This is a genomic window from Winogradskya consettensis, assembly GCF_018332715.1.
Classification (GTDB): Bacteria; Actinomycetota; Actinomycetes; order Mycobacteriales; family Micromonosporaceae; genus Actinoplanes; species Actinoplanes consettensis.
Genome location: NZ_BOQP01000043.1, coordinates 60505 through 83459, shown reverse-complemented (window position 1 = coordinate 83459; position 22955 = coordinate 60505). Strand labels below are relative to the sequence as shown.

General features: G+C 68.2%; 18 protein-coding genes and 1 tRNA gene. 15 read left to right on the top strand and 4 right to left on the bottom strand.

The features are described from left to right. Positions 1–11 precede the first annotated feature (11 nt). The 7 genes from Aco04nite_RS35325 (at position 12) to Aco04nite_RS35295 (ending at position 5435) form a co-directional block, all read left to right on the top strand. Complete coding sequence (locus Aco04nite_RS35325) at positions 12–1688, top strand: AMP-binding protein (RefSeq protein ID WP_213001580.1); 1677 nt, start codon at positions 12–14, stop codon at positions 1686–1688. Positions 1689–1739: 51 nt separating this feature from the next. Then, on the top strand, positions 1740–2393 hold the full coding sequence (locus Aco04nite_RS35320) for a TetR/AcrR family transcriptional regulator C-terminal domain-containing protein (protein ID WP_213001579.1): 654 nt from the start codon (positions 1740–1742) through the stop codon (positions 2391–2393). Between the two features lie 63 nt (positions 2394–2456). Further along, a complete protein-coding gene (locus Aco04nite_RS35315) occupies positions 2457–3578 on the top strand; it encodes an FAD-dependent oxidoreductase (RefSeq protein WP_213001578.1) in 1122 nt (373 codons plus the stop codon). Between the two features lie 73 nt (positions 3579–3651). Beyond that, a complete protein-coding gene (locus Aco04nite_RS35310) occupies positions 3652–4122 on the top strand; it encodes a hypothetical protein (RefSeq protein ID WP_213001577.1) in 471 nt (156 codons plus the stop codon). Positions 4123–4131: 9 nt separating this feature from the next. After that, the gene (locus Aco04nite_RS35305) at positions 4132–4575 is read left to right on the top strand and encodes a hypothetical protein (RefSeq protein ID WP_213001576.1); all 444 of its coding nucleotides are present in this window, start codon (positions 4132–4134) and stop codon (positions 4573–4575) included. A gap of 261 nt (positions 4576–4836) precedes the next feature. Continuing rightward, a tRNA-Lys gene (locus Aco04nite_RS35300) sits at positions 4837–4909 on the top strand. Positions 4910–4997: 88 nt separating this feature from the next. Continuing rightward, entirely contained in the window at positions 4998–5435 is a 438-nt protein-coding gene (locus tag Aco04nite_RS35295) for a hypothetical protein (protein ID WP_213001575.1), read from the top strand. Here the strand turns inward: Aco04nite_RS35295 and Aco04nite_RS35290 are convergent. Continuing rightward, a complete protein-coding gene (locus Aco04nite_RS35290; protein ID WP_213001574.1) occupies positions 5404–6444 on the bottom strand; it encodes a fatty acid desaturase family protein in 1041 nt (346 codons plus the stop codon). The two genes, Aco04nite_RS35295 and Aco04nite_RS35290, sit on opposite strands and share 32 nt — an antisense overlap. 109 nt (positions 6445–6553) lie before the next feature. Between Aco04nite_RS35290 and Aco04nite_RS35285 the strand changes: the two genes are divergently transcribed. Both Aco04nite_RS35285 and Aco04nite_RS35280 read left to right on the top strand, forming a co-directional pair. Then, a complete protein-coding gene (locus Aco04nite_RS35285) occupies positions 6554–7840 on the top strand; it encodes a sensor histidine kinase (protein ID WP_213001573.1) in 1287 nt (428 codons plus the stop codon). Further along, the gene (locus tag Aco04nite_RS35280; protein WP_203839313.1) at positions 7792–8427 is read left to right on the top strand and encodes a LuxR C-terminal-related transcriptional regulator; all 636 of its coding nucleotides are present in this window, start codon (positions 7792–7794) and stop codon (positions 8425–8427) included. The genes Aco04nite_RS35285 and Aco04nite_RS35280 overlap by 49 nt, the downstream gene beginning before the upstream one ends. Positions 8428–8711: 284 nt before the next feature. On the opposite strand, the gene Aco04nite_RS35275 is transcribed toward Aco04nite_RS35280, so the two are convergent. Together Aco04nite_RS35275 and Aco04nite_RS35270 are read right to left on the bottom strand one after the other, a co-directional pair. Next, entirely contained in the window at positions 8712–9443 is a 732-nt protein-coding gene (locus tag Aco04nite_RS35275) for a hypothetical protein (protein WP_213001572.1), read from the bottom strand. After that, positions 9436–10488 (bottom strand): WD40/YVTN/BNR-like repeat-containing protein, encoded by a 1053-nt coding sequence (locus Aco04nite_RS35270; RefSeq protein WP_244876524.1) that lies wholly within the window; start codon positions 10486–10488, stop codon positions 9436–9438. Before Aco04nite_RS35270 ends, Aco04nite_RS35275 begins: the two co-directional genes overlap by 8 nt. On the opposite strand from Aco04nite_RS35270, the gene Aco04nite_RS50090 reads away from it, so the two are divergent. Both Aco04nite_RS50090 and Aco04nite_RS35260 read left to right on the top strand, forming a co-directional pair. Continuing rightward, a complete protein-coding gene (locus tag Aco04nite_RS50090) occupies positions 10487–11059 on the top strand; it encodes a nuclear transport factor 2 family protein (protein WP_369076662.1) in 573 nt (190 codons plus the stop codon). The two genes, Aco04nite_RS35270 and Aco04nite_RS50090, sit on opposite strands and share 2 nt — an antisense overlap. A gap of 99 nt (positions 11060–11158) precedes the next feature. Continuing rightward, the gene (locus Aco04nite_RS35260) at positions 11159–11749 is read left to right on the top strand and encodes an antibiotic biosynthesis monooxygenase (RefSeq protein ID WP_213001570.1); all 591 of its coding nucleotides are present in this window, start codon (positions 11159–11161) and stop codon (positions 11747–11749) included. Between the two features lie 70 nt (positions 11750–11819). Here Aco04nite_RS35260 and Aco04nite_RS35255 read toward each other — a convergent pair whose 3' ends face one another. Next, positions 11820–12761 (bottom strand): MerR family transcriptional regulator, encoded by a 942-nt coding sequence (locus Aco04nite_RS35255; protein WP_213001569.1) that lies wholly within the window; start codon positions 12759–12761, stop codon positions 11820–11822. 92 nt (positions 12762–12853) lie between these two features. On the opposite strand from Aco04nite_RS35255, the gene Aco04nite_RS35250 reads away from it, so the two are divergent. The 4 genes from Aco04nite_RS35250 to Aco04nite_RS35235 all read left to right on the top strand — a co-directional run bounded on the left by Aco04nite_RS35250 (position 12854) and on the right by Aco04nite_RS35235 (position 22820). After that, on the top strand, positions 12854–14152 hold the full coding sequence (locus Aco04nite_RS35250; RefSeq protein ID WP_244876523.1) for an MFS transporter: 1299 nt from the start codon (positions 12854–12856) through the stop codon (positions 14150–14152). Positions 14153–14288: 136 nt separating this feature from the next. After that, positions 14289–17480 (top strand): diguanylate cyclase domain-containing protein, encoded by a 3192-nt coding sequence (locus tag Aco04nite_RS35245; protein ID WP_213001568.1) that lies wholly within the window; start codon positions 14289–14291, stop codon positions 17478–17480. Between the two features lie 222 nt (positions 17481–17702). Next, positions 17703–18671, top strand: coding sequence for a non-homologous end-joining DNA ligase (gene ligD / locus Aco04nite_RS35240; RefSeq protein ID WP_213001567.1), 969 nt, complete (start codon positions 17703–17705; stop codon positions 18669–18671). A gap of 657 nt (positions 18672–19328) precedes the next feature. Next, a complete protein-coding gene (locus Aco04nite_RS35235; protein ID WP_213001566.1) occupies positions 19329–22820 on the top strand; it encodes a S8 family peptidase in 3492 nt (1163 codons plus the stop codon). Positions 22821–22955: the final 135 nt, after the last annotated feature.

Here is a 22955-nt window from a genome sequence, read left to right as displayed (position 1 = left end):
AGGAGACGAACATGGCGGCTGAGGGTACGACGGCGTTCCGCGCCGCCCGCGACTTCCTGGTCGAGCACCGCGAGAACTACGCCGACGCGTACGAGCGGTTCCGCTGGCCGGAGCTCGGCGATTTCAACTGGGCGCTCGACTGGTTCGACGTCATCGCCGAGGGCAACGACAACCCGGCGCTCTGGATCGTCGAGGAGGACGGCTCCGAGCAGAAGTTCTCCTTCGCCGAGCTGTCCCGGCGTTCCGACCAGGTCGCCAACTGGCTGCGCGGACAGGGCGTGGCGCGTGGCGACCGGGTCGTGCTCATGCTCGGCAACCAGGTCGAGCTCTGGGAGACCATCCTCGCCGTCATGAAGCTCGGCGCCGTCCTGATCCCCGCGACCCCGCTGCTGGCCGAGGCCGACGTGCGCAACCGGGTCACCCGCGGCGGAGCCCAGCACGTGGTCGCGCTCGCGTCGGCCGCTCCCCGCTTCGCGGGCGTTGACCCGGCCGTCACGCGGATCAGCGTGGGGGAGCCGGTTCCGGGTTGGCAGACCTATTCCGACGCGTACGCGCAGAGCACGCACTTTGCTCCCGACGCCGCCACCCACTCCACGGACACCCTGCTGCTCTACTTCACGTCGGGCACCACCGCGCGCCCGAAACTGGTCGAGCACACGCACGCCTCGTACCCCGTGGGTCACCTGTCGACCATGTACTGGATCGGTCTGCGGCCCGGCGACGTACACCTCAACATCTCCTCGCCGGGCTGGGCCAAGCACGCCTGGAGCAACGTCTTCGCCCCCTGGAACGCCCAGGCCTGCGTCTTCATCCACAACTACACGCGCTTCGACGCCGCCCGGCTGCTGCGCGAGATGCAGCGCTGCGGCGTGACCAGTTTCTGCGCGCCGCCGACCGTGTGGCGGATGCTGATCCAGTCCGACCTGAGCGCGCTGAGCACCCCGCCGCGGGTGGTCGTCGGCGCCGGTGAACCGCTCAACCCCGAGGTCATCGATCGGGTGCACAAGGCCTGGGGCGTGACCATCCGGGACGGCTTCGGCCAGACCGAGACCACCGTGCAGATCGCCAACACGCCAGGCCAGCCGGTGCGCCCGGGTTCGATGGGCCGGCCGGTCCCCGGGTACAGGGTCGCGCTGATCGACCCGAACTCCGGCGAGCCGGCCGACGAGGGCGAGATCTGCCTGGAGCTCGACCCCCGGCCGCTGGGGCTCATGGTCGGCTATCACGGCGACGAGGAGCTGACGGCCACGGCGATGGCAGGCGGTTACTACCACACCGGCGATATCGGTTCCCGGGACGAGGACGGCTACATCACGTACGTCGGGCGTACCGATGACGTGTTCAAGGCATCCGACTACCGCATCTCGCCGTTCGAGTTGGAGAGCGTGCTGATCGAGCACGAGGCGGTGGTCGAGGCCGCGGTCGTGCCGTCGCCCGATCCGTTACGGCTCAACGTGCCCAAGGCGTACGTCGTGCTCGCCGAGGGGTGGGCCGCCGACGCCGAGACCGCGCAGGCGATCTTCGCGCACTCCCGGGCGCAGTTGTCGCCCTACCAGCGGATCCGCCGCCTCGAGTTCGCCGACCTGCCCAAGACGATCTCCGGCAAGATCCGCCGGGTCGAGCTGCGCGCGGCTGAGCAGGCAAAACAGACCTCTACGGGTACGCCGTCCGGAGAGTTCCGCGACTGATTTCCGCTGCGGCCTTGCCGGCCGACGAACATGTTCGTTACGATCGTGTTCATGGCAGCTCGCAGAGAACCCGTCAGCCGGCGTGACCGGCCCGCGAAGGACCCGCTCAGCCGGGCCGTCGTGGTCGCCGCCGCGGTGCGGGTGATGCGGGCCGAGGGGCTCGAGCGCGTCACCATGCGCCGGCTCGCCGGCGAGCTGGACACCGGCCCGGCATCGCTCTACGTCTACGTCGACAACATGGCCGAGCTGCACGGTGCTGTGCTCGATGAGCTGCTCGCGGAGCTCGACTTCTCGGGGACCGACCTCGTCGAGCTGCTCAGCCGGTACACGCAGGTGCTGTTCGAGTATCCGAGTCTGGCCCGGTCCGTGCTCACGTTGCGGCCGTCGGGGGCCAACTATCTTCGGCTGATCGATGCGGTGCTGGGATTGCTGGACGCTTCGGGTGTACCCGTGTCCCGGGCTGCCTGGGGTGTTGATCTGTTGTTGCAGCATGCGACGGCGACGGCCGCGGAGCACGGGACCCGCTCGGAGTCGGGTCTGCATGACGCCTCGGTGCAGGAGGCCGCGCTCGTCGCCATGGACGCCGATCGCTATCCGCACGTTGCCGGGGTCGGCGATCTGCTCTGGTCCGGGTCCGGTGAGCAGCGGTTGCGCTGGGGATTCGCCGTCCTGATCGCCGGGATCGCGGCTACGGCTGTCCCGTAGTCCGCTTTTTGTATAGTTGACGAACATGTTCGCTACGAACACGTTTTATCTAAGGGGTTTCATATGACTTCCATCGTCATCGTGGGCGCCGGACTGGGTGGGCTCACCCTCGCGCGCGTCCTGCACATCAACGGCATCGCCGCCACCATCTACGAGGCCGAGGCGTCCGCGACCGCTCGCACCCAGGGCGGCATGCTCGACATCCACGCCAACAACGGACAAATTGCTCTGCGTACGGCGCACCTGTACGACGAATTCCGAAAGATCATCCACGAGGGTGGCGAAGCCATGCGCATCCTCGACAAACACGGCACGGTGTTCGCCGACGAGACCGACGACGGCGACGGCGACCGCCCGGAAGTCGACCGCGGCCAGCTCCGCGATCTCCTGCTCCACTCCCTGCCGCCGGACACCGTCCGCTGGGGCGCCAAGGTCGTCGAAGCCCGCCCCCTGCCCGGCGGCCGCCACGAAGTCGTCTTCGCCGACGGCACCGCGGTCACCGCGGACGTCCTCGTCGGCGCCGACGGTGCCTGGTCCCGCATCCGCCCCCTGCTGTCCCCGGCCACCCCCACCTACACCGGCATGTCGTTCGTAGAGATCGACCTCCACGACGCGGACGTACGCCACCCGCGAGCCGCCCAGGTCGTCGGCGCGGGCATGCTCTTCGCCCTCGGCGCCGGCAAAGGCTTCCTGGCCCACCGCGAAACCGACGGCAGCCTGCACATCTACTGCGCCCTGCGCACCCCGCAGGACTGGATCTCCACAGTCGACTTCACCGACCCGCCCGCCGCCAAGCAGGCCCTGCTCGCCCACTTCCCCGACTGGTCCCCCGACCTCCGCGCCCTCATCGAGGACGCCGACGGCCCCCTGATCCCCCGCACCCTCAACACCCTCCCCACCGACCACCGCTGGCCCCGGACCCCGGGTGTCACCCTGCTCGGCGACGCCGCCCACCTCATGTCCCCCTTCGCCGGCGAAGGCGCCAACCTGGCCATGCTCGACGGCGCACTGCTCGGCCAGGCCCTCGCCGAGCACTCCGGGGACATCGAGGGGGCGCTCACTGCGTACGAAAAAGCCCTCTTCCCGCGAAGCGAGGAATCCTCCTCCGAAGCGGCCGCCAACCTGATCCTCTGCTTCGACGACCAAGCCCCGCAGAGCCTCATCGACCAGTTCGCCGCCCACTGACCGTGGCTCGACCCTTCCCGGTAGCAGGTTCCGAAAAAGTGCGTCATAATCGGTAGCCAGGGAAGGGGGCATGATGACCATCGCAGTCGAGGAACAGCGGGTCCGCAATCTTTTCGAGCGAGTCGAAGCGGTCGAAGACGTCGCCAACAGTCTCCCCGAGACCGACGGGCGCCGCCGCAGACTGCTCGATGTGTCGAACGCCGCGCTTGCCGAAGAGGCCACCATTCGGCCGGTAATTGCCGCCAAGTTGCTCGGTCTCAGCGAGAAGTCCGTGCGAACCTGGGCCGGCGAGGGCGTCCTGGTCGTGAGTCAACGAGCGCCCCGGCTCCTGCTGGACGTCATCAGTGTGCACGAAGTCAGCCACGTGATCCGTGAGTTGCGGGCGCTGGGCAGAGACCGGGATCTGCTCGACGCGGTATGGCACCGCATCAACGACCGCGCACTGGCTGACCGCGACGACTTCCGCGAAAGTCTCCGCCAAATGCGTCGTGGCCAGGGACGGGTACTTCGGCCCCTCCCCGAGCCCGACGCCGATGGGCGGTAATTCCGTTTCGTGCCCACCGAGGTATTAGCGACCCCTCGCGCCGACCAGCAGATCGCGGCACTCAGTCGCAGGGAGAGCACACTCTTCAACGCATTCGTCGATGATCTGGCAGCGCGAGGTTGCGCGGCGCTCTCCTATCGGCTCAGTGGCCCGGTGCCCGTCGACCACGTCTGCGTCAAACACCTACGCGGGGAGCAACGAGTTGTGGTCGGCTTCGAGTCCCCGCAAAGGGCGTGGATTCTGCTTGTCGGCCCGCACCACGACGACGACCAGGAGTTCAATATCTACACCGAGTTGTATCGCCTGCTCGGCGTGGAGCCACCGGCAGCGGCGGGACGCACCAAACCTCCATGTTGTGACGTGGAGGACCAGGCGGCCCCCGTCCTCGGCCCGCAGCTCGACGATGTCATCGCCCGCGCCCAACAGCTACGCCGGTCAAGGCGTCGAGGCTGAGCTCGGTCGCGAGGCCGCTCCTGACCTTCCGGCCTGTCAGCGGCGGCTGCGTAATTGCGTTGATCGCGGCCGTCGCCGTCTTCTACTGTGGTGAGCGTTCCCGGCAAGCGGCCGGGAGCGCTGACCGGAGGGAGGCTTCACATGACGATGAAGGTGAAGATGAAGCGCCCGGGGCCGGGCCGGCGACGCGGCTGATCACCGCGTTTCGCTCGCCGCCGCCCCCGCAGTTCGGGACGGCGGTTTTTTGTTGCACCGCATCACGCGCCACTAGCTCAACAGGTAGAGCAACTGACTCTTAATCAGTGTGTTCGGGGTTCGATTCCCCGGTGGCGCACCCATCATCGGGTACGCAGGCGGAGCGCTGGCTGCTCAGCTGCCCCTCATAAGGGCGGAAAGCCCGGTTCGACACCGGGGCCTGCGACGTGGATCCTCAATGGCTGGCGGCATGGCGGGACGATCTCGACGGTCGGCTGCGGCCGTTCGTCGCGGGCTTCGAACGCGCTCACGGCTATGCGCCGGGTGACAACCGGATCGTGGCGGCGACGTCCGGAGAATCCGGCGCCGCGCTGCCGGATTCCCTGGCCGGCTTCTACCGCGTGATCGAGGAAGTGTCGTTGCCGGATGTCGGTAACGGGTACTTCATCCACTCGGCCGACCACGACTTCTCCGGCGGGGTATTCGCCAGCGACGGCGGTGGGATTCTCTTCGCCGTTCGAGCGGACGGCACTGTCTGGCGATCGGTCACGGCATCACAGGACGGCGATTTCGAGCCCGTGGCCGAGGACCTGGAGGACTTCCTCGACCAGCTGCGCCGTGCCGTGATCCGGTTCATCGAGACGGGGGAGCCGGGGTCACTCTGAGTGGGGCGCCCACGTCGTGCAGGTGGCGCAGGGCGATGGCGTAGGAGTCGATCAAGCCCGTGACCTCGTACGACACGCCTATTTCCCGGCAGTAGGCCTGGACGATCGGCTGGGCCCTGCGCAGGTTCGGGGTGGGCATCGACGGGAACAGGTGATGCTCGATCTGGTAGTTCAGGCCGCCAAGGGCGATGTCGGTGAGCCACCCACCGCGTACGTTCCGGGAAGTCAGCACCTGCTTGCGCAGGAAATCCTCGTCGCCGGTCGGGTGGGGCATGCCCTTGTGGTTCGGGGCGAACGTCATGCCGAGATAGAGGCCGAAGACCGCCTGGTGCACGGCGAAGAACGCGAGAGCCTGCAGCGGGCTGAGCACCAGGAGCAGCGCGGCGAGGTAGCCGATGACGTGCAGCGACAGCAGGGTCGCTTCCCGGGCGCGGTGCTTCACCGGGCCGTTGAACAGGGCGCGGATGCTGTCCTTGCGCAGACTCAGGCTCAGCAGAGTGGTCAGCGGGAAGAACAGCCAGGCCTGGTTGCGGGTCAGCCAGCGGGCGAAGGCGCCCTTCCGCTCGGCGGCCGCGTCCTGGGTCCAGACCAGAACGGCGGGGGTCACATCGGGGTCGAGGTCGTCGTGGTTCGGGTTGGCGTGGTGTTTGGTGTGTTTGTCCTGCCAGTAGCCGTAGCTCATACCGATCAGCAGGTTCGCGGCGATGACGCCGGCGCGGGCACTCGGGGTGCTGGTGCGGAAGACCTGGCGATGCGCGAGATCATGAGTGACCAGCGCCACCTGGGCGAAAACGATGCCCAGGAAGACGGCGATCGCCAGGGTCCACCAGGAGGACCCGAGCACGAAGAACGCCGCCCACCCACCGGCGAGCGTCAGAGCCACGAGGCTGATGCGCAACGCGTAATAGGCGGGTTTGCGGTTCAGCAGGCCCGCCCGGGTGATTCGCCGGCCAAGCTCGGCGAAGTCGCTGCCGGCCGCCGTGTGCGGCCGTTCCGTCGTCGTTGTCATACCGTTCAGGCTCCCGCGCGCGAAAGCCATCGACAGGAGTGTGAGGTCCCCACCCCTGGTAGGGCTAGCACCCCTGTTTCCGCAGGCCCCGGTGGCCGACAATAAGGACATGGAGACGAGATCGTGGGTACGCCAGGGGCTGCGAGCCGTCGCCGTCGGCGTCCTCGAGATCGTGCTGTCCGTCTTCAACGTGCCGCTTCTCGTCTTCTGGCTGGTCGCTCTCGCGCTCACCCCCGCCGCCGGCATCGGCATGTTCGCGCTGCCCCTCATGACCAAGGTCCTGCGGGCCCGCACCGACCTCGTCCGGCGGCTGGCAACCGGCGCCGGCGTGGTCATCGCCCGCCCGTACGCGCCGCAACCGCAGCCGGCGCTGACCGGCGGCTGGCGGCGCTTCAAGTGGATCCTCACCGACCCGGCGACGTGGCGTGACGTGGCGTGGCTGCTGCCCGGCGGGATCATCGGGGCCGCTCTCGGCGTACTCATCCTGCTGCTGCCGGCCTACGGTCTGCAGGGCATCATCCTGCTCCCGCTGTGGCTGCACCTCGGTGATGTCTGGTACGGCTACGGCGTCTACTGGCCGATCGAGAACTTCAGCGAGGGCCTGCTCTCGCTGCCGCAGGGCGCGCTGTTCCTCGCCGCCGGCCTCATCGTCGCCCCGCAGCTGCGCAAGGTCGACGCGCTGTTCGCGAAGCTGTTCCTGGCCCCGACCCGCGCCGCCGAACTGCGCCTCCGGGTCGCCCATCTCACCGTCACCCGCGCCGACACCGTCGACGCCCAGGCCGCCGAGCTGCGCCGCATCGAACGCGACCTGCACGACGGCGCCCAGGCCCGGCTGGTTTCGCTCGGCATGACCATCGGCCTCGCCGAGGAACTGCTCGACCGCGACCCGGCCGCCGCCCGCAAACTGCTCGCCGAGGCCCGCGAGGCCAGCGGCATCGCCCTGGTCGAACTGCGCCACCTGGTCCGCGGCATACATCCACCGGTCCTCGCCGAACGCGGCCTCGACGGCGCCGTGCGAGCCCTCGCGATCAGCATGTCCATGCCCGTCGAGGTCGACATCGACCTCCCGGGCCGCCCCCAGACCCCCGTCGAATCGGCCGCCTACTTCGTCATCGCCGAAGCACTGACCAACGTGGTCCGCCACAGCGGCGCCCAGACCGCCGCCGTCACCATCGTCTACCACGACGGCACCCTCGCCGTCGTCGTCCTGGACGACGGCCACGGCGGCGCCGACCCCGGCAAGGGAACCGGCCTGCGAGGGATGGAACGCAGGCTTGCAGCGTTCGATGGGACGATGACCCTGTCCTCCCCACCGGGAGGCCCGACCGTCGTCACCCTGGAGTTACCGTGCGTGTTGTCCTCGCCGAAGACCTCGCCCTCCTCCGCGACGGACTGACCCGTCTCCTGGAGGCCTTCGACTTCGAGGTCGTCGAAGCGGTCGACAACGGCCCCGCCCTGCTCCCCGCCCTGCTGAAGTACCGCCCGGACGTCGCCGTCGTCGACGTCCGCCTCCCCCCGACCTTCACCGACGAGGGCCTCCAGGCCGCCCTGGCCGCCCGCATCGAAGTCCCCGGCCTCCCCATCCTGGTCCTCTCCCAGCACGTCGAGCCCCTCTACGCCCGCGAACTCCTGAGTGGCTCCGGCGGCGGAGTCGGCTACCTCCTGAAGGACCGAGTCTCCAACGTCGGCCAATTCGTCGACGCCGTCCGCCGAGTAGCCGCCGGCGGCACCGCCATGGACCCCGAAGTCGTCTCCCAACTCCTGGCCCGCCGCGAACCCCTCGCCATCCTCACCGGCCGCGAACGCGAAGTCCTAGCCCAAATGGCCGAAGGCCGCTCCAACGCCGCCATCGCCGCCAAGCTCTACATCACCGAAAAAGCCATCAGCAAGCACATCAACAACATCTTCACCAAACTAGCCATGCCCCCCTCCGACGACGACAACCGCCGAGTCCTCGCCGTCCTCACCTACCTGAACTCCTAACCCCCGAGCTCCCGGCCCCTGTCGTTCCCGGCTCCCGGCCCCTGGCGTTCCCGGCTCCCGGCCCCTGTCGTTCCGGCTCCCGGCCCCGGCCCCTGGCGCTCCCGGCTCCCGGCCCCCGCCCTGGCGCTGCTGGCCTTGGCGCTCTCGGCTCCCGGCCCCGTGCTGCCTGGCCTGGCGTTGCCGGCCCCGGCCCCGGCCCTCGCGCTCCGAGCCCCGGCCCTCGCGCTCCAGGGCCCGGGCCATGCTCGCTTACGTGGGTCGCTCGTGGCCCGCGTCTTTGGGTCCTAGCCTGTGTTTCCCGCTCCCGGTTCGCGTGCTGAACTCCCACCTGGCGTGGTGACCTCTTCAATTGCGAGCTGTGCGGCCCACGCCGCGCGCCGGGCGATGTCCTGGATGTGGCGTGGGCGGACTGGCTCGGCGACCGGGACGATGACGAAGAGCTCCTCGCCGGTGATCGTCCACGGTGGAACCGTGTTGTCGACGTGCACGATCCGCTGGACGTCCCCGATTGTTCCCTTGACCTGGAAGCGCTCGTCGAACGTCTTACCCGTCGCGTCGGGGCGCAGGTGCACTGCCGCCAGGGGCAGCGGCCGGGGCAGACGGACACATGCGAACACCCCGGTCCCGTCGAACTTCCCGGTCAGGTCCCGCAGGCCCATCCCCGACCAGGTGATCACGCCGGCCTTGACCGGGAAACCGTCGGCCCAGCCGGACCACGCAGCGGTCGGCGTGGCCACCGATGTCCGGGCCAGGACCATCGCCCATGGCCACGGCCCGTCCGTGCCGACGTCCTCCCAATCCGTCCATGCCTCCAGCTCACGTTTCGCGCGCCCGGCCTGGACCTTCTGGTACGCCAGAGCCGCTCCCAGTGCGACGACGACCGACGCCCCGATCGCAGGCCAGATGTACGGCGTCTGGTCGAATATCTCCCCGATCGAGGAGAGCACACCGGCCGCACAGCAGATGGCCACCACCGCTGCGGCAATGCCACCGACTGTCTTCGCGGTTTTACCCATGAAGCCTCGCCACACGACCCTGCTCGCCGGACGCCCAGCACGACCCGCCGGCGCAGAGCACCGCGTCGAAGCTGCCCGAGTCGAACTCGTTCCAGCTACGGCCGCCGTCGTAGCTGATATCGCTGCCAGTCGGCCCGACCGCGAGCGCGGTGGTCACGCCGCGCCATGCCGCCCCCGATCGGTACTCACCTGGCTCTGCCCGGGCCGGGGTCCACGTGCGGCCGCCGTCGCGAGTGGTCGCGGCCGCGTCCGGCGCGGTCTCCGGCACCGCATAGTCGCCACCGACTGCGATGCCGTGCCACGGGTCGCGGAACGCCAGGCTGTAGACCCCGGCGCTCGGCCCGCTCGGAATGCCACTGTCGGTCACGCGCCAGGTGCGGCCGCCGTTCGTGGTGGCGAAGATGCGCGCCCGCTCGCCACCCCCGGTCGCGAACCAGGCCCGGCCCGAGCCGAAGTGGTCAGCGGTTACCAGGCAGGTACCACTCGCCGCGAACGCGAACTCGCCGGTCAGCGCGTCGGGCATGCCGGTGCTCGGCTGCACGGCCCAGCTCTTGCCGCCGTCCGACGTGGCGAGGATGCGGAACTTCCCGTTCACCGGGTCGGACAGTGCCAAACCGTGACGCCGGTCGGTGAACGTCACGCAGTCGTAGAACGCCGCCGGGTCGTCGTTGCGGAAGCTCTCCTTCCAGCTACGCCCGCCATCCGCCGTCGCGTACAACCGCGACTGGTCGCCCTCGCCGATCGTCAGCGCGACGGCGTGGTCGGCGTCGAATGCCTCGATGTCCCGGAACTGAAGCTCGGCAGTGCCCGGCGGATCCACCCGCTGCCAGCTCCGAGCGCCGTCCACCGTACGCAGAATGGTCCCGCCGGAACCCGCCACCCACGCCACTTTGTCACTGACCGGAGCAAGCCCCCTGAAGCGTGCCGTGACGCCCGTGTCGGAGAGCCGCCACGACGGTTTCGGGGCGGTCGCGGTGAAGCCACTGGTCGCGGTCAGGGTGACCAGACCGATAGCGGCCATTGAAATCTTTCGAAGCGCCGTCATGGTCGGGAACCTACCTCAGCCACGGAAACGTCGCGGGATGGGAGACACCGGAACCGCTCCGGACGGCACCTCCACCAGGGACTCGATCCAATCCTGGCGATTGGCCGACGAGCACGGGGACGCGCAGGCTGCCGCGGGGTGCCTTGCCCCAGGCGTAGTCCTGATCTCGCCGCTGACTGCCGCGTTCCGATTCGAAGGCGTCGCCCAAGTGACCGACGTGCTGGCGAGCGCCTTCGAGGTCATCCATGACATTCGCTATCACACACAGACCGGCGGCGGGGACACCTGGGCGCTTTTCTACCACGGCCGCACCAGGCGCGAGGCGATCGAGGAAGCCCAGCTGATTCGGCTGGACGACGACGGGCTCATCCGTGAGATCACCCTCTTCGGCCGTCCGCTGCCCGCACTGACCGACGTGTTGGCCGGAATCGGCCCACCACTGCTGCGCCGGCAACGCCAGCCCGCTCTGGCCCGCCTCGTGGGCTTCGCAACCGCCCCACTGAACGCCCTGACCCGGCTGGGCGAACGCACGATTCTGCCCCGTACCAAACCCAACGTTCACAAGGACTGACCTTCCTGCTCGCACCGGCCTGCTCGCACCGGATGTATTGGATGTCTCGGTTCAGGAGGTTGCCGCACGCCAGAAACACTGGCGTCGCACTATGTGGGAATGGAGACCGCACCGCACGAGCTCGCCGTCACCGTGGCGATCACCCGCAAGGCCGATCCGTCCAGAAATGCGGAGATGCTCGCGTGGGTCCGCGCCGGAACGACGCTGGCTGAGGACTTCCCCGGATTTCTCGGGGTCGGCTGGGTCCGTCCGGCGCAGGGCTCCACGGAGTGGCACATGCTGTACCGGTTCTCCGACGCGGCTGCCCTGCACGGCTGGGAGGAATCGCCCCAGCGCCAGTGGTGGCTCAGCTCCGCCCAAGGCATGGTTGAACACACCCGGGTCGAGAAGCGCACCGGAATCGAAGGCTGGTTCGATCCACCGCAGGAACATTCGATCGACGACCTGACCCCGGCCCCGACGCCACCGCCTCGCTGGAAGCAGGCGGTGACGATCTGGGTGGGCTTCTTCCCGCTGAGCCTGCTGGCCGCCGTGACCATCGGACACCTCCTCGCGGACATCAATGTTGTTCTCCGAACGCTGGTTTCCACGCTCTGCCTGACCCCTCTGATGACGTACTTCGTGCTGCCCCGCGTCACCCAGTCACTGCAGTGGTGGCTCCAAGGCCAACGCGCGCCCTGGCGCCGCTGACCGATCACCGCCTCACCGCCTCACCGCCTCACCGCCTCACCGCCTCACCGCCTCACCGTGATCCCAGCTCCTATGCGGCGGGTTCACGGATGCGGAGGGCCTGGATGAACCAGTTGAGCGACGGAGCGAGGTCTTCCGGCGGAGCCCAGCCGTTGATGACGGAGAGGTGCTGGATGTATCGCTCGCGACGAGGGTCGTTGGCGGCTTCCAGCCGGGTGAGCAGGCGCCGCCGCAGGTCTGCGTCGTCCGGATGTCCGCAGGCGAACGAGTAGTGCTGCGTTACCGCCCTGATGACGCTGTCGGCACGGGGGGACGCCGGGTCGAGACCGGCCTCCACAGCCGGGCCGGCGAGATCGCGGACCGTGGCCACGGGATCTCGGTGAACACCGGGTGCTCCGCCGGCGCGGTCGGCGGCGTGGTGCTCGGCCATGCGGCGCACCCCCGCTCGAAAATCTGGGTCCTGAGCCAGCTCCGCGAGCTCGACCCATGCTTCGACCTGGTCCGCGTCGGGATTGTCCGGAAGCTCAGCCGGGGTCATCGTGCGGGCTATGCCCTCCAGCTCGGGGTGGGCTTCCATGTCCCCGAACGCGGCATCGATGAATTCGTTGATCATGCGTTGACGCTCGGTCTCGGAGAGTTTGATCAGTTTCTGCATGACGTCCAGCTCCTCTGGCGTGGATCCTCGTCGGGCAACCGCGGTGAACACTGCACGGCGTAGCCTCAGCGTCTTGATCTGGACGGCCAGCGCGTCGGCGTGGGCTCTGGCTACGTCGGGCAGCGCGATCTCCCGGTCCACGACCTTCTTGACGGTGTGAAGGTCCAGGCCGAGGTCACGAAGAGTGCGCACGAGATCCAGACGTGCGACAGCGTCCACGCTGTAGCGCCGATAGCCTCGTGGGTTGCGTTCCGTGGGCGGCACGATGCCGTTGTCGGAATAGAACCTGATGGTTTTGATCGACAGGCCTGTGCGCCGGGCCAGGTCTCCGATCGAGTAGTGCGTCTCGCCGTCCATGCGTCCACCATGGCGTCTCCCCTTAGGGGAGATGCAAGTGTGGCGTGGCTGACAGTTGACTCTCCACCAAGTGGAGACGGCACGGTCATGTCGTGAGCAGATACGGAGCATGGCTGGCGGCGACCACGTTGTCGCTGGTGGGGACCCAGGTGATGGGCTTCGCCATGGCATGGACGGCGGCGGGCCACGGAGCAACATGGGCGGGTCTCGTCCTGACCGCGATAAATCTCCCTCGTGCTTTGTTTCTCCTGTTCGGTGGTGCGGTGGCTGATCGGGTCGGCGCTTGGCGGGTGATGATCTCCGCAGATGTCGCCATGACCGCGGTGACGCTCACCCTCGCCGCCCTCACCCGGCAGATGTCCGACAGGCCTCTTCTGCTCGTCATGGTGGCGTTTGCCATCGGCTTTGCGGATGCCTTCTACCTCCCGAGCTCCGGCTCGATGCCGCGCCTGCTCGTGCCGACCGCCTCCCTTGCGCGGGCAACCTCCGCCCGCCAGATCGCGGGCCAATCGGCCGCTTTCACCGGCCCTGCCCTCGGTGGTTTGCTCCTCGCCACCTTCGGTTTGGCAGTTACTGCCATAGCGAACGCTGCGACCTTCGCCATCATGGCGGCAGTGCTCATCGCCCTTCGCCCACGACCGGCCCGGCTGATCCATCGACCACCCGCGCATGCCGGCGTCTCAGCCGCGGCGGGTTCGGGCTCCGACGACCGGCGATGGCCGATGTCGGGGTGGGGCAGGCAGACGTTCGACGGGTTGCGCGTTGGGTTCACCAACCCGGTGCTACGGCCGCATTTGTTGATGACGGCTACCGCGGCGGGACTGCTGCTTCCATGCGCAGGATTGCTGGTTCCCGTGCTCGCTCGCCAGCTGGGATGGCCTCCCGCATCGGCGGGGGCGGTGGCGGCAACGATCGCATTGGGGTCCGGGGCGGTCGCGGCCGTGGTTCTGGTCCGCGGTGCCCTGCCCAACCCGCGGCGAATGGCGTCAAGGGGCCTTTTCGTCGCCTCTGGGGGAGTAGCTTTCCTCGCTTTGGTCGGCTTGGCAGATCGGTCCACCTCGTTTGGCCCGGGGCAGTTGCCGTTACCTGCGGCGTTGACTGCGGCTGCTCTGATCGGGGTCGGGATGGGGATGTTCGGCACGAGCGTCGCACCGCTGGTGCTGGGAGCTACGCCTGAGACTCATCTGGCCCGTGTGCAGGCGGTTCTCGTCTTCGCGCAGAGTGTCCCGCTGCTCGTCACGAACAATCTGCTGGGAGCTTTCGCCGACGTGGTGCCTGCCGGGTTCGTGCTTCTGACCTGCGCGGGCTTGCTCGCTGCAAGTGTCGGTGTCATCGGACTCCACGAGTCCGGGAATGGCAGCCGAGCGACGGTTCGTGGAGCGGTCCCGTGAGCGCCACCGAGCTGACGCCGTGCTTGATGGTGCAGCTACTGGTGGGACTACTGCTCACTGCGGGGCGGATGTGACGGGAACCGTTTTCTTCAGATCCGGCGGATTCTGCCCGATGGGACCGGTGAGGAGGCAATCGATGCGGCTGCGCAACTGGATCGCCGTGGTCGTCAGCGTTCTGCTGCTGGTGGCCGTCGGCATCGTCGGTGTGCTGGTGAACAGGTCGGCGCTGCGGGCGGCCGACACCGTGCACCGCGCCGATACACAGGCGCTCGCCGTCAACAACGCCACGCTTGCGGGGCAGATGCAGCTGCTTTCTGCCAAGGATCTTGCCGCGTTCGCGGACAGCTATCCGTTCAATCTCGGCGCCGGGGTCTCGAGCGACAGGGATGCCCTCAAGGAGTACGTCCGCAAGTCGTCACTGTTCTCATATGGTGCGGCGATCACCACGCTGACCGGCGCGGTGCTCAACGCCACCACGAGCAACGCGCTGCCTGTCGCGTCCGATCCCGGGTATGCGGCCATGCGTAAGCTGCTGCTCGCCGGTCAGGCCGGGTTCTCGCCCGTGATGCTGGTGCCGAGCAGCGACAACAAGCCGATCGCGGTGCAGGCCGTTGCCGTCCCCATCAAGGTTTCCGGTGCTGCGACGGCCGTGCTCATCGGGTTCAGTGAGTTGGCCCGGACCACGCTCCAGGCGTACACAGCGAAGCTCAAGAGTTCTGCGCACGTCACCTTGATCCTCGACAGCGCCGGAGTGGTCGGCTACAGCAGCGAGGCCGGCACGATCGGCACCGCAGTCGACGCGTCGATCATCGCGGCGATCAAGGCGAACCCCGACGGGCCCAGCTTCACGGAGTATTCCTCCGGCGGCGCCGACCGGATCGCCTCCGTCGTGACCGGCGACGTCCTTCCGGGCGGATGGGCATATGTGCGGACCCAGACGCTGGCTTCGTTCGACGGCGCGGTGCACAGCCGCAGCCAGACCATCAACATCACGCTGCTCGCCATGCTGCTCATCGGCGCGGTCGGCATCTCGATCCTGGGCTACCGCACACAGATCCAGCGGCGCCGCGCGGACGAGAAGTTCCAGGCATTGTTCCAGCACGCGCCCGACATGGTGGCTGTGCTCGACGCTGAGGGCCGCGTGGAGTATTCGAGCCCCAGCGCTGCGTCCGTGCTTCACTTCGCCGCCGGATCCAAGCAGGGCAGCAGTGTCTTCGATCTGGTCCACCCCGACGACCGGCAGAACATGATGGGTGCGTTCGCCAGTCTGATGCAGCAGCGCGATGGGGTGCTGCGCTTGCAGACCCGCATCCTCAACGCTGAGGGAGCGGCGACGTGGTTCGAGTTCACCGCCTCCAACCAGATGCACAACCCGGCCCTGAACGGCATCGTCATCAACGCACGTGACGTCTCCGAGAACAGGGCTTTCCAAGAACGGCTCACGTACGAGGCACAACACGATGCGCTGACGGGACTGCCGAACCGGCGCAGGCTGCAGGACGCACTCGACTCGTCGCTGCGGAGCGATTCGGTGGCGGTGCTCTTCGTCGACCTGGACGGCTTCAAACCCGTCAACGACGCCTACGGCCACGAAGCCGGCGACGAATTGTTGCGGCAGGTGGCTGACCGCCTTTCCGCATGCGTACGCGAAGAGGACGTCCTCGCCCGGGTCGGCGGCGACGAGTTCGTGGTCCTGATGCCCGGCATCGTGGCCGGACCGGACGCCGAGGCGATGAGTAGCCGGGTGCGCGCCGAGGTGGAGCATCCCTTCCTGGTCCTGGGCCACGAGGTCCGGATCACCGCAAGCGTCGGCGTCCACCTCGCCGATCCTTCGGACGACCCGGACCAGGCCCTGCGCGCGGCCGACCACGCGATGTACACGGTGAAACGCCACACCAGCGGGGGCCGCAGCGGCGTCGTCCCGATGACACCCGCGACTCCTCCGTCAGAGCCGCAGACAGGCCCACGTCAAGCTGCTCTGACAGAACCAGCGTGGTCCACGATGCCCGAGCCGTACCCGACGATGCTGGTAGACCCGCTCGGATATTCGGTGTCAGGCACGCCCCGTGCGACCGGAATCGGTTCGGTGGAGCCACAGTTGCCCACCGAGGTGGACCCGTTCGCAGCTACGGCTCCGCAGCCGAACCTGTCGCTCATGACGGAACCGTTCATGACGGAATCGCGCATGCCGGACGTCATGGAGACTTACGAACCCGTAACGCCGGACCTGGGTCTGTACCAGGAGACTCAGCCCGACCCGAAGTCGAAGTCCCGGTGGTTCGCGGTGTCTTCGACCGCACAGGGCCGGGCCTCGGTGCCGGTGGTCGACGCTCCTTGGGAAGCAAAGGTCGGCTCGGAATTATCGACGGATTCGCAGTGGAGCGCGCCGCCGGCGTCCGAAGGCTCCCCTTGGGAAACGCTGCCCGGGGCCGGTAGCTCCAGCGAGTCGCAGTGGAATGCTGTCTCGGGGCCGGTGGCGACGCCGGATGCACCGCGGTGGGCTGTCGCACCGCCCACGAACCCGCAAAGATTCGTGCCGCCGCCGCCCGATCCGGGACGGTCCAACGCCCCGAGAGTGGAGCAGTGGGCAGGAGGTTCGACGGATGAGCCGCGTCGGGCCAATGAGACAAGATTCGACCCGCAGCAGGCCGGCCACTTTGACGTTGGATATCAGCTGCCCGGCGCGCCGTCTACCGGCCAGCAGTGGTCGGGCAGCGCGAATGCTGGTCAGCAGTGGTCGGGCAGCGCGAATGCTGGTCAGCGATGGGGTGGCGATTCGAACGCCTGGCAACAGCGGCCTACCGGGGCGAACGGTGGGCAGCAGTTGGCTGGCGGGGCGAATGCTGCGCAGCAGTGGCCGGGTGGCGCGAATGCCGGACAGGGATGGGTGAGTGGATCGGGCGCTGGTCAGGAGCGTGCAAGGGCGTCCAGCACCGATCAGTCGTGGACCGGCGGGTACCCGCCGGAGCAGCAATGGACTGCCACGCCGGGCAGTGGGCAGTCAGGGGTTGTTACGTCACGCGGCGGCCAGCAGTGGCCTGGCGGGGCGAACGCTGGGCAGCAGTGGGCCGGCGAGCCGAACGCCGGCCAGCAGTGGGCTGGCGGGTCGGGCGGTGCGCGGCGGGGTGCTGTTGCGTCGGGCGGTGGGCAGCAGGGGGTTGTTGCTCCGGACGGTGGGCAGGGGCGGGTGGTCACGCCGAGCAATGAGCAGCAGCGGGTGAATGCCCTGCAGGCTGGGCAGCAGTGGGGTGGGGGGACACCGCATGCCGAGCATCGGTGGGCTGAGTACAGCGAGGCGGAACAGTCCGGGCGGCATCGTGCTCGGTGAGGAGCAGGGTGGGGCGGGCGTGGGAAGGGCGCGGGCTTGGCTGGGCAGGGCGTGGCAGGGACGGCCGGGGCAAGCAGTCCAGGACAACGCAGGCCGGGGCAAGGGGGCCAGGAAACGCAGGCCGGGGCAAGGGGGGCCGGGGCAAGGCGGGGCAAGGCGGGTCGGGGCGGGTAAAGGTGTGAGGGGGAGCGGGAGGTGGGCTGAGCAGCTACGTTGTGATTCATGGCTACTAAGTCGCCTGCTGTTGAGGTTGAGGCGGGGGAGCACACTGTTCGGATCTCGAATCCGGATCGGGTGTATTTTCCTGAGCTCGGGCTGACCAAGATTGACCTTGCCAACTACTACCTGAGCGTTGGCGACGGGATTGTGCGGGCTTTGCGGGAGCGGCCCTGCATGTTGCACCGGTTCCCGGAGGGGTTGGCGGGGGACAAGGTCCATCAGAAGCGGGTGCCTCATGGGGCTCCGCCCTGGTTGCAGACCGTGCGGGTTACTTTTCCCCGGTACAACCGGCATGCCGATGAGCTTTGTGTGGGTGGGCTCGGGGAGGTTGTCTGGGCTGTGCAGATGTCGACCGTTGAGTTTCATCCGTGGAACTCGCGGCGGGCTGATGTGGAGAAGCCGGACGAGTGGCGGATCGATCTTGATCCGATGCCTGAGTGTGGCTTCGGGACCGTGCGGCGGGTGGCGAATGTTGCCCATGAGGTGCTCGACGAGTTGGGGATTGCCGGTTATCCGAAGACGTCGGGTGGGCGGGGGCTGCACATCTACGTGCGGATCAAGCCTGACCACGGGTTCGGTGACGTGCGGCGGGCGGCGCTGGCCTTTGCCCGGGAAGTCGAGCGGCGGGCGCCCGATGAGGTGACGACGACGTGGTGGCGCAAGGACCGGGACCCGCGAGCGTTGTTCGTCGACTACAACCAGAACGCGCGGGACCACACCATCGCGAGCGCCTACTCGGTGCGCGGCAACCAGCGGGGCACGGTGTCCACGCCGATCCGGTGGGACGAGGTCGACACCGTGGAACCGGACGACTTCACCCTGCTCACCGTGCCGGCGCGGTTCGCGGAGCTCGGCGATCTGCATGCGGGCATCGACGACGTAGCGCACGATCTGCGGCCGCTGCTCGAATGGGCCGAACGCGACGAGAGGACCGGCCTCGAAGGACCCGCCGACCCCGACGCCGGCACATAGATTTAGGAGGAGATCACCGCTGAGACGGGGGCACCTGCTGCGAACTGCCCATCGAGCGTGAGATGGAGCGTCGGGCGCGAGGCGGAGCGGTGGCGTGAGATGGAGCGTCGGGCGCGAGGCGGAGCGGTGGCGTGAGGTCGGGCGTCGGGCGTCGGGCGTCGGGCGTGGGGCGTGGGGCGTGGGTTGAGCGGTGGCGGGGGTCGAGCGTCGGGCACGAGGTGGAACGCCAGGGCGTGAGGTGGAACGCCAGGGTGAGAGGACGCCCGGGTGAGAGGTGGGACGCCGGGGTGGGAGGTGGAACGCCAGGGTGAGAGGACGCCCGGGTGAGAGGTGGGACGCCGGGGTGGGAGGTGGGACGCCGGGGTGGGAGGCGTGCGACGCGGGGGACGGGCTGCGCATGGGGGCTGGGTGCGGCTGGGGTGGAGGCAAAAGGGTGGGAAGTGGTGGTGAGGGCAGGAAAGTTGTTTGGGGTGGGTGCGGTGGGCGGGAGATAAGGCTGGGTATGGCGCCGGGGGCAGGAAAGGCCGGGGTCAGGGGTGGGGCGGTGGGCTGGTGTCCACTTGGTGCCATGTCGACTGTGCGGCAGGGGTTGGAAACATTCTCGTGAATATAGGGATCCGATGATGCGTGGAGTGAACAACGCATTAAGGAGTTCCCATGCTCGGTCGACTGCTAGCCGGCGTCCTGATCGGAGCCGCGGCGATACCTGTGCCTGCGGTCGCGGCTGGACCATCAGCTGCCGTAGGGAAAGAGAAAGGTAGCGAGCAAGCGCAGAGCATCACCCTGATCACCGGGGATGTTGTGCGGCTGGCGCCCGTCGAGGGCGGGAAGTTTGCTGCCTCGGTGACGCCTGCGGCCGGGCGGGAGCGGGTCAGCTTTCATACGTTCGAGGGTGATGGCGGGATCCGGGTTGTTCCGTCGGACGCGGTGCCGTTGATTGCGGATGGCCGGGTTGATGCGGAGCTGTTCGATGTTGAGCATCTGGTTGCTGAGGGGTATGGCGATGCTGACTCGGCGAGTTTGCCGCTGATCGTCAAGGGTGGCACCGCGGGGTTGCGGACAGCGGGGGCCGCGCTGGCGATGACCAGTATCGGGGCGACCGCGGTCAGGCCGGCGAAGAGCAGTTTGGCCGAGTTCTGGAAGAGCCAGGGTGGGCAGGCGCGGTTGAGCGGCGCCACCCAGATTTTCCTGGACGGCAAGGTGAAGGCGGCGCTCGACAAGAGCACCGCGCAGATCGGTGCGCCGACGGCGTGGCAGCAAGGGCTTGACGGGCGGGGCGTGAAGGTGGCCATCTTGGACACCGGGATTGACGCGACCCACCCTGACCTGGCCGGGAAGATTGCCGGGACTGCCAACTTCAGCAGCAGCCCGGATGTGGTTGACCGGTTCGGGCACGGGACGCATGTGGCGTCGACGATTGCAGGGTCCGGGGCTGCTTCCGGGGGGAGTCGCAAGGGTGTCGCGTACGGGTCGGATCTGCTGATCGGCAAGGTGCTCGGTGATGACGGGACGGGGTACGAGTCCGAGATCATCGCCGGGATGCAGTGGGCCGTCGACTCGGGGGCGAAGGTTGTCAACATGAGCCTCGGGGGCGGGGCTACCGACGGGCTCGACCCGATGAGTCTGGCCGTCGACGAGATCAGTGCGGCCAGCGGCGCGCTGTTCGTGGTTGCTGCCGGTAACGAGGGCGCCGATTCGAGTGTCGGGACGCCGGGCGCGGCGACCGATGCGCTGACCGTTGGCGCGGTCGACCGTACCGATCAGATCGCCAGTTTTTCCAGCCGTGGGCCGCGGCTCGGTGACCTGGGGTTGAAGCCGGAGATCACGGCTCCGGGGGTGGACATCGTGGCGGCCCGGGCGGCCGGGACGACCATGGGTGAGCCGGTGGACGAGTTCTACACGGCGGCTTCCGGGACGTCGATGGCGACGCCGCACGTGGCGGGGGCGGCCGCGATCGTGGCTCAGCAGCACCCGGACTGGTCCGGCGCGAAGATCAAGGAAGCCCTGGTCAGCACGGCCAAGACAACAACCGGACCCGATGTGTACGCGCAGGGCGCCGGCCGCGTCGACCTCGCTCGCGTGACGACCCAGGCGGTGACCGGCACCCCGATCGCCGACTACGGCGTGCACACCAAGGGGACGTCGCCGGCCACCGAGTCGAAGACGATCACGTACACCAACTCCGCCGCGACTCCGGTGACCCTGAAGCTCACCGCTCCCACGGCCGTGAAGCTGAGCGCCGCGACGGTGACGGTGCCCGCGAAAGCCACGGCGACGGTGACCGCCACGATCGACTTCGCCGCGCAGAAGCCCGGCAAGATCAGCGGCTGGATCAGCGCCACCGCCACCGGGATCACCGTCACCACCGCGGTCGGTGCGGTGCTGGACGGCCCGAGCCACAAGGTCACCGTCAAGGCGGTGAACCGGTCCGGTCAGCCGACCACCGTTCCCGTGCTGGACCTGCGCGGCGACGACAGCCGGTTCGACACGCTGGGCTGGCTCACCCCGGCCGGCAACACGTACGAGCTGCAGGAAGGCACGTACCTGCTGGACGCGCTCATCGAGGACGGCGCGCCGCTGGACGAGCAGGTCACGTTTGTCACGATCCCCGAGCTGAAGGTCGACAAGGACATCACGGTGCTGGTCGACGCGCGTAAGGGCACGCCGATCACGATCGAGACGCCGAAGCCGGCCGAGCAGCAGACGGTGCTCAGCTACTACATCCACCGCACCACTGGGACGGGCCGCAGCATCGCCCACGGCGTCATGCATTTCAGTACGGTCCAGAAGGTCAACGTGGTGCCGACGAAGAAGGTCGTCGAGGGCAGTTTCGAGTTCTCGTCGCGCTGGCAGCTGGTCGCGCCGCGGGTCCAGACGAAGGTGCCCGGGGTCAGCGAGCCGATCGACGCGAACCTCGTCGGCGAGTCGCCGTGGTTCGACGGCACGAGGAAGTACCAGCTGGTCAAGTGGGGCACCAAGGACGTACGCGGAAAAGCCGTCCTGATCCCGGGCAGCTGGGAGACCGACGAGAACGAGCAGGTCATCGCCGCGGCCAAGGCCGGCGCGGCAGTCGCCCTGGTGGTGCGGCCTGCGGACCATAGCGCGTGGACGGTTTTCAACCCGACGATCGTCGAGCGGTTGCCGATCGTCGCGCTGGCTGTCGCGTACGACGATGGTCAGAGGTTGGTGAAGAAGGCGCCCTCGACACTCGACCTGACTTTGACCACTTCCAGCCCGTACCTCTATGACGTTCTTCAGGTTTCCAAGGACCGGATCCCGGAGAAGGTCGTCTACAAGGTCACCGCGGCCAACAGCATGCGGATCACGTCCAGCTATGCGGACAACGGCGGCTTCGACTGGGTACGCGAGCAGCGCTTCGGCTGGCGCCCCTGGCAGACCGTCGCGTGGAACGACACCTCGCGCCCGGTCAGCACCCCGTCCACCCGCGAGGAGTGGGTCTCGGCCGGCGACTCGGTCTGGCGGCACGCGGTGGCGCACGAATACCCGTGGAACACCGAGGGCCCGCTGCTCGGCGGTTTCCAGGGCGCGACCACGAGCTACAAGGCCGGCGCCAAGTCGGAGAAGTGGGGCGCCGCGGTCGTGCGGCCCGCGAACGTCGGCTCGTACCGCTCCGGCGACGTGCTGCACCTGCAGGTTCCGGAGTTCGTCGACAGCGACGGCCACTACGAGCTCGCCGAGTACGGCGACAACGCCACAGGAACGTTGTCGCGTGACGGCAAGCAGATCGCCGACCTGGCCGGCGGCATCGGGGACGTCACCACCACGGCCGGGCAGGCGACGTACAAGCTGAAGGTCGGCACGGCTCGCAGCAACGAGGACTGGGTGTACGGCACGCGTACCGAATCCGAATGGACCTTCAAATCGAAGTCCGAGGGTGACCTGCCGCTGCTCGGGGTGAACTACACGCCGCAGGCGCTCGGGGTGAACCTCGCCTTCTCCGCGAAGTTGAAGTCGCTCAAGGTCGAGGTGTCCACCAACGACGGCGCCAGCTGGAGTCGCGCTGTTGTCATCGGCACCACCGCGGTTGTTCTGCCGGGGCGGACGCCGGTCTCGCTGCGGGTCACCGCTGAGGACACTGCCGGTAACGCGCTCACCCAGACCGTCATCCGGGCCTACGGGCGCAGCTGAGCGAGAAAGGTTGTGTGCAATTTGGTTGTGCACAATTAAGTTGTGCGCAACTAAATTGCACACAACCTATGCGCCCTGGCGCAAGCGCTGTGCGCCGCAGCGAAAGACCGCGCGCGTCCTGACCGCGAGTGTTGA

Excerpts from the sequence above, each read along its gene's own strand:
- Aco04nite_RS35320 (WP_213001579.1), top strand. The coding sequence starts at position 1,740 with ATGGCAGCTCGCAGAGAACCCGTCAGCCGGCGTGACCGGCCCGCGAAG.
- Aco04nite_RS35235 (WP_213001566.1), top strand. The coding sequence starts at position 19,329 with ATGCTCGGTCGACTGCTAGCCGGCGTCCTGATCGGAGCCGCGGCGATA.
- Aco04nite_RS35290 (WP_213001574.1), bottom strand. The coding sequence starts at position 6,444 with ATGACAACGACGACGGAACGGCCGCACACGGCGGCCGGCAGCGACTTC.
- Aco04nite_RS35325 (WP_213001580.1), top strand. The coding sequence starts at position 12 with ATGGCGGCTGAGGGTACGACGGCGTTCCGCGCCGCCCGCGACTTCCTG.
- ligD (WP_213001567.1), top strand. The coding sequence starts at position 17,703 with ATGGCTACTAAGTCGCCTGCTGTTGAGGTTGAGGCGGGGGAGCACACT.
- Aco04nite_RS35255 (WP_213001569.1), bottom strand. The coding sequence starts at position 12,761 with ATGGACGGCGAGACGCACTACTCGATCGGAGACCTGGCCCGGCGCACA.
- Aco04nite_RS35275 (WP_213001572.1), bottom strand. The coding sequence starts at position 9,443 with ATGGGTAAAACCGCGAAGACAGTCGGTGGCATTGCCGCAGCGGTGGTG.
- Aco04nite_RS35245 (WP_213001568.1), top strand. The coding sequence starts at position 14,289 with ATGCGGCTGCGCAACTGGATCGCCGTGGTCGTCAGCGTTCTGCTGCTG.
- Aco04nite_RS35270 (WP_244876524.1), bottom strand. The coding sequence starts at position 10,488 with ATGACGGCGCTTCGAAAGATTTCAATGGCCGCTATCGGTCTGGTCACC.
- Aco04nite_RS35260 (WP_213001570.1), top strand. The coding sequence starts at position 11,159 with ATGGAGACCGCACCGCACGAGCTCGCCGTCACCGTGGCGATCACCCGC.
- Aco04nite_RS35315 (WP_213001578.1), top strand. The coding sequence starts at position 2,457 with ATGACTTCCATCGTCATCGTGGGCGCCGGACTGGGTGGGCTCACCCTC.
- Aco04nite_RS35310 (WP_213001577.1), top strand. The coding sequence starts at position 3,652 with ATGACCATCGCAGTCGAGGAACAGCGGGTCCGCAATCTTTTCGAGCGA.
- Aco04nite_RS50090 (WP_369076662.1), top strand. The coding sequence starts at position 10,487 with ATGGTCGGGAACCTACCTCAGCCACGGAAACGTCGCGGGATGGGAGAC.
- Aco04nite_RS35285 (WP_213001573.1), top strand. The coding sequence starts at position 6,554 with ATGGAGACGAGATCGTGGGTACGCCAGGGGCTGCGAGCCGTCGCCGTC.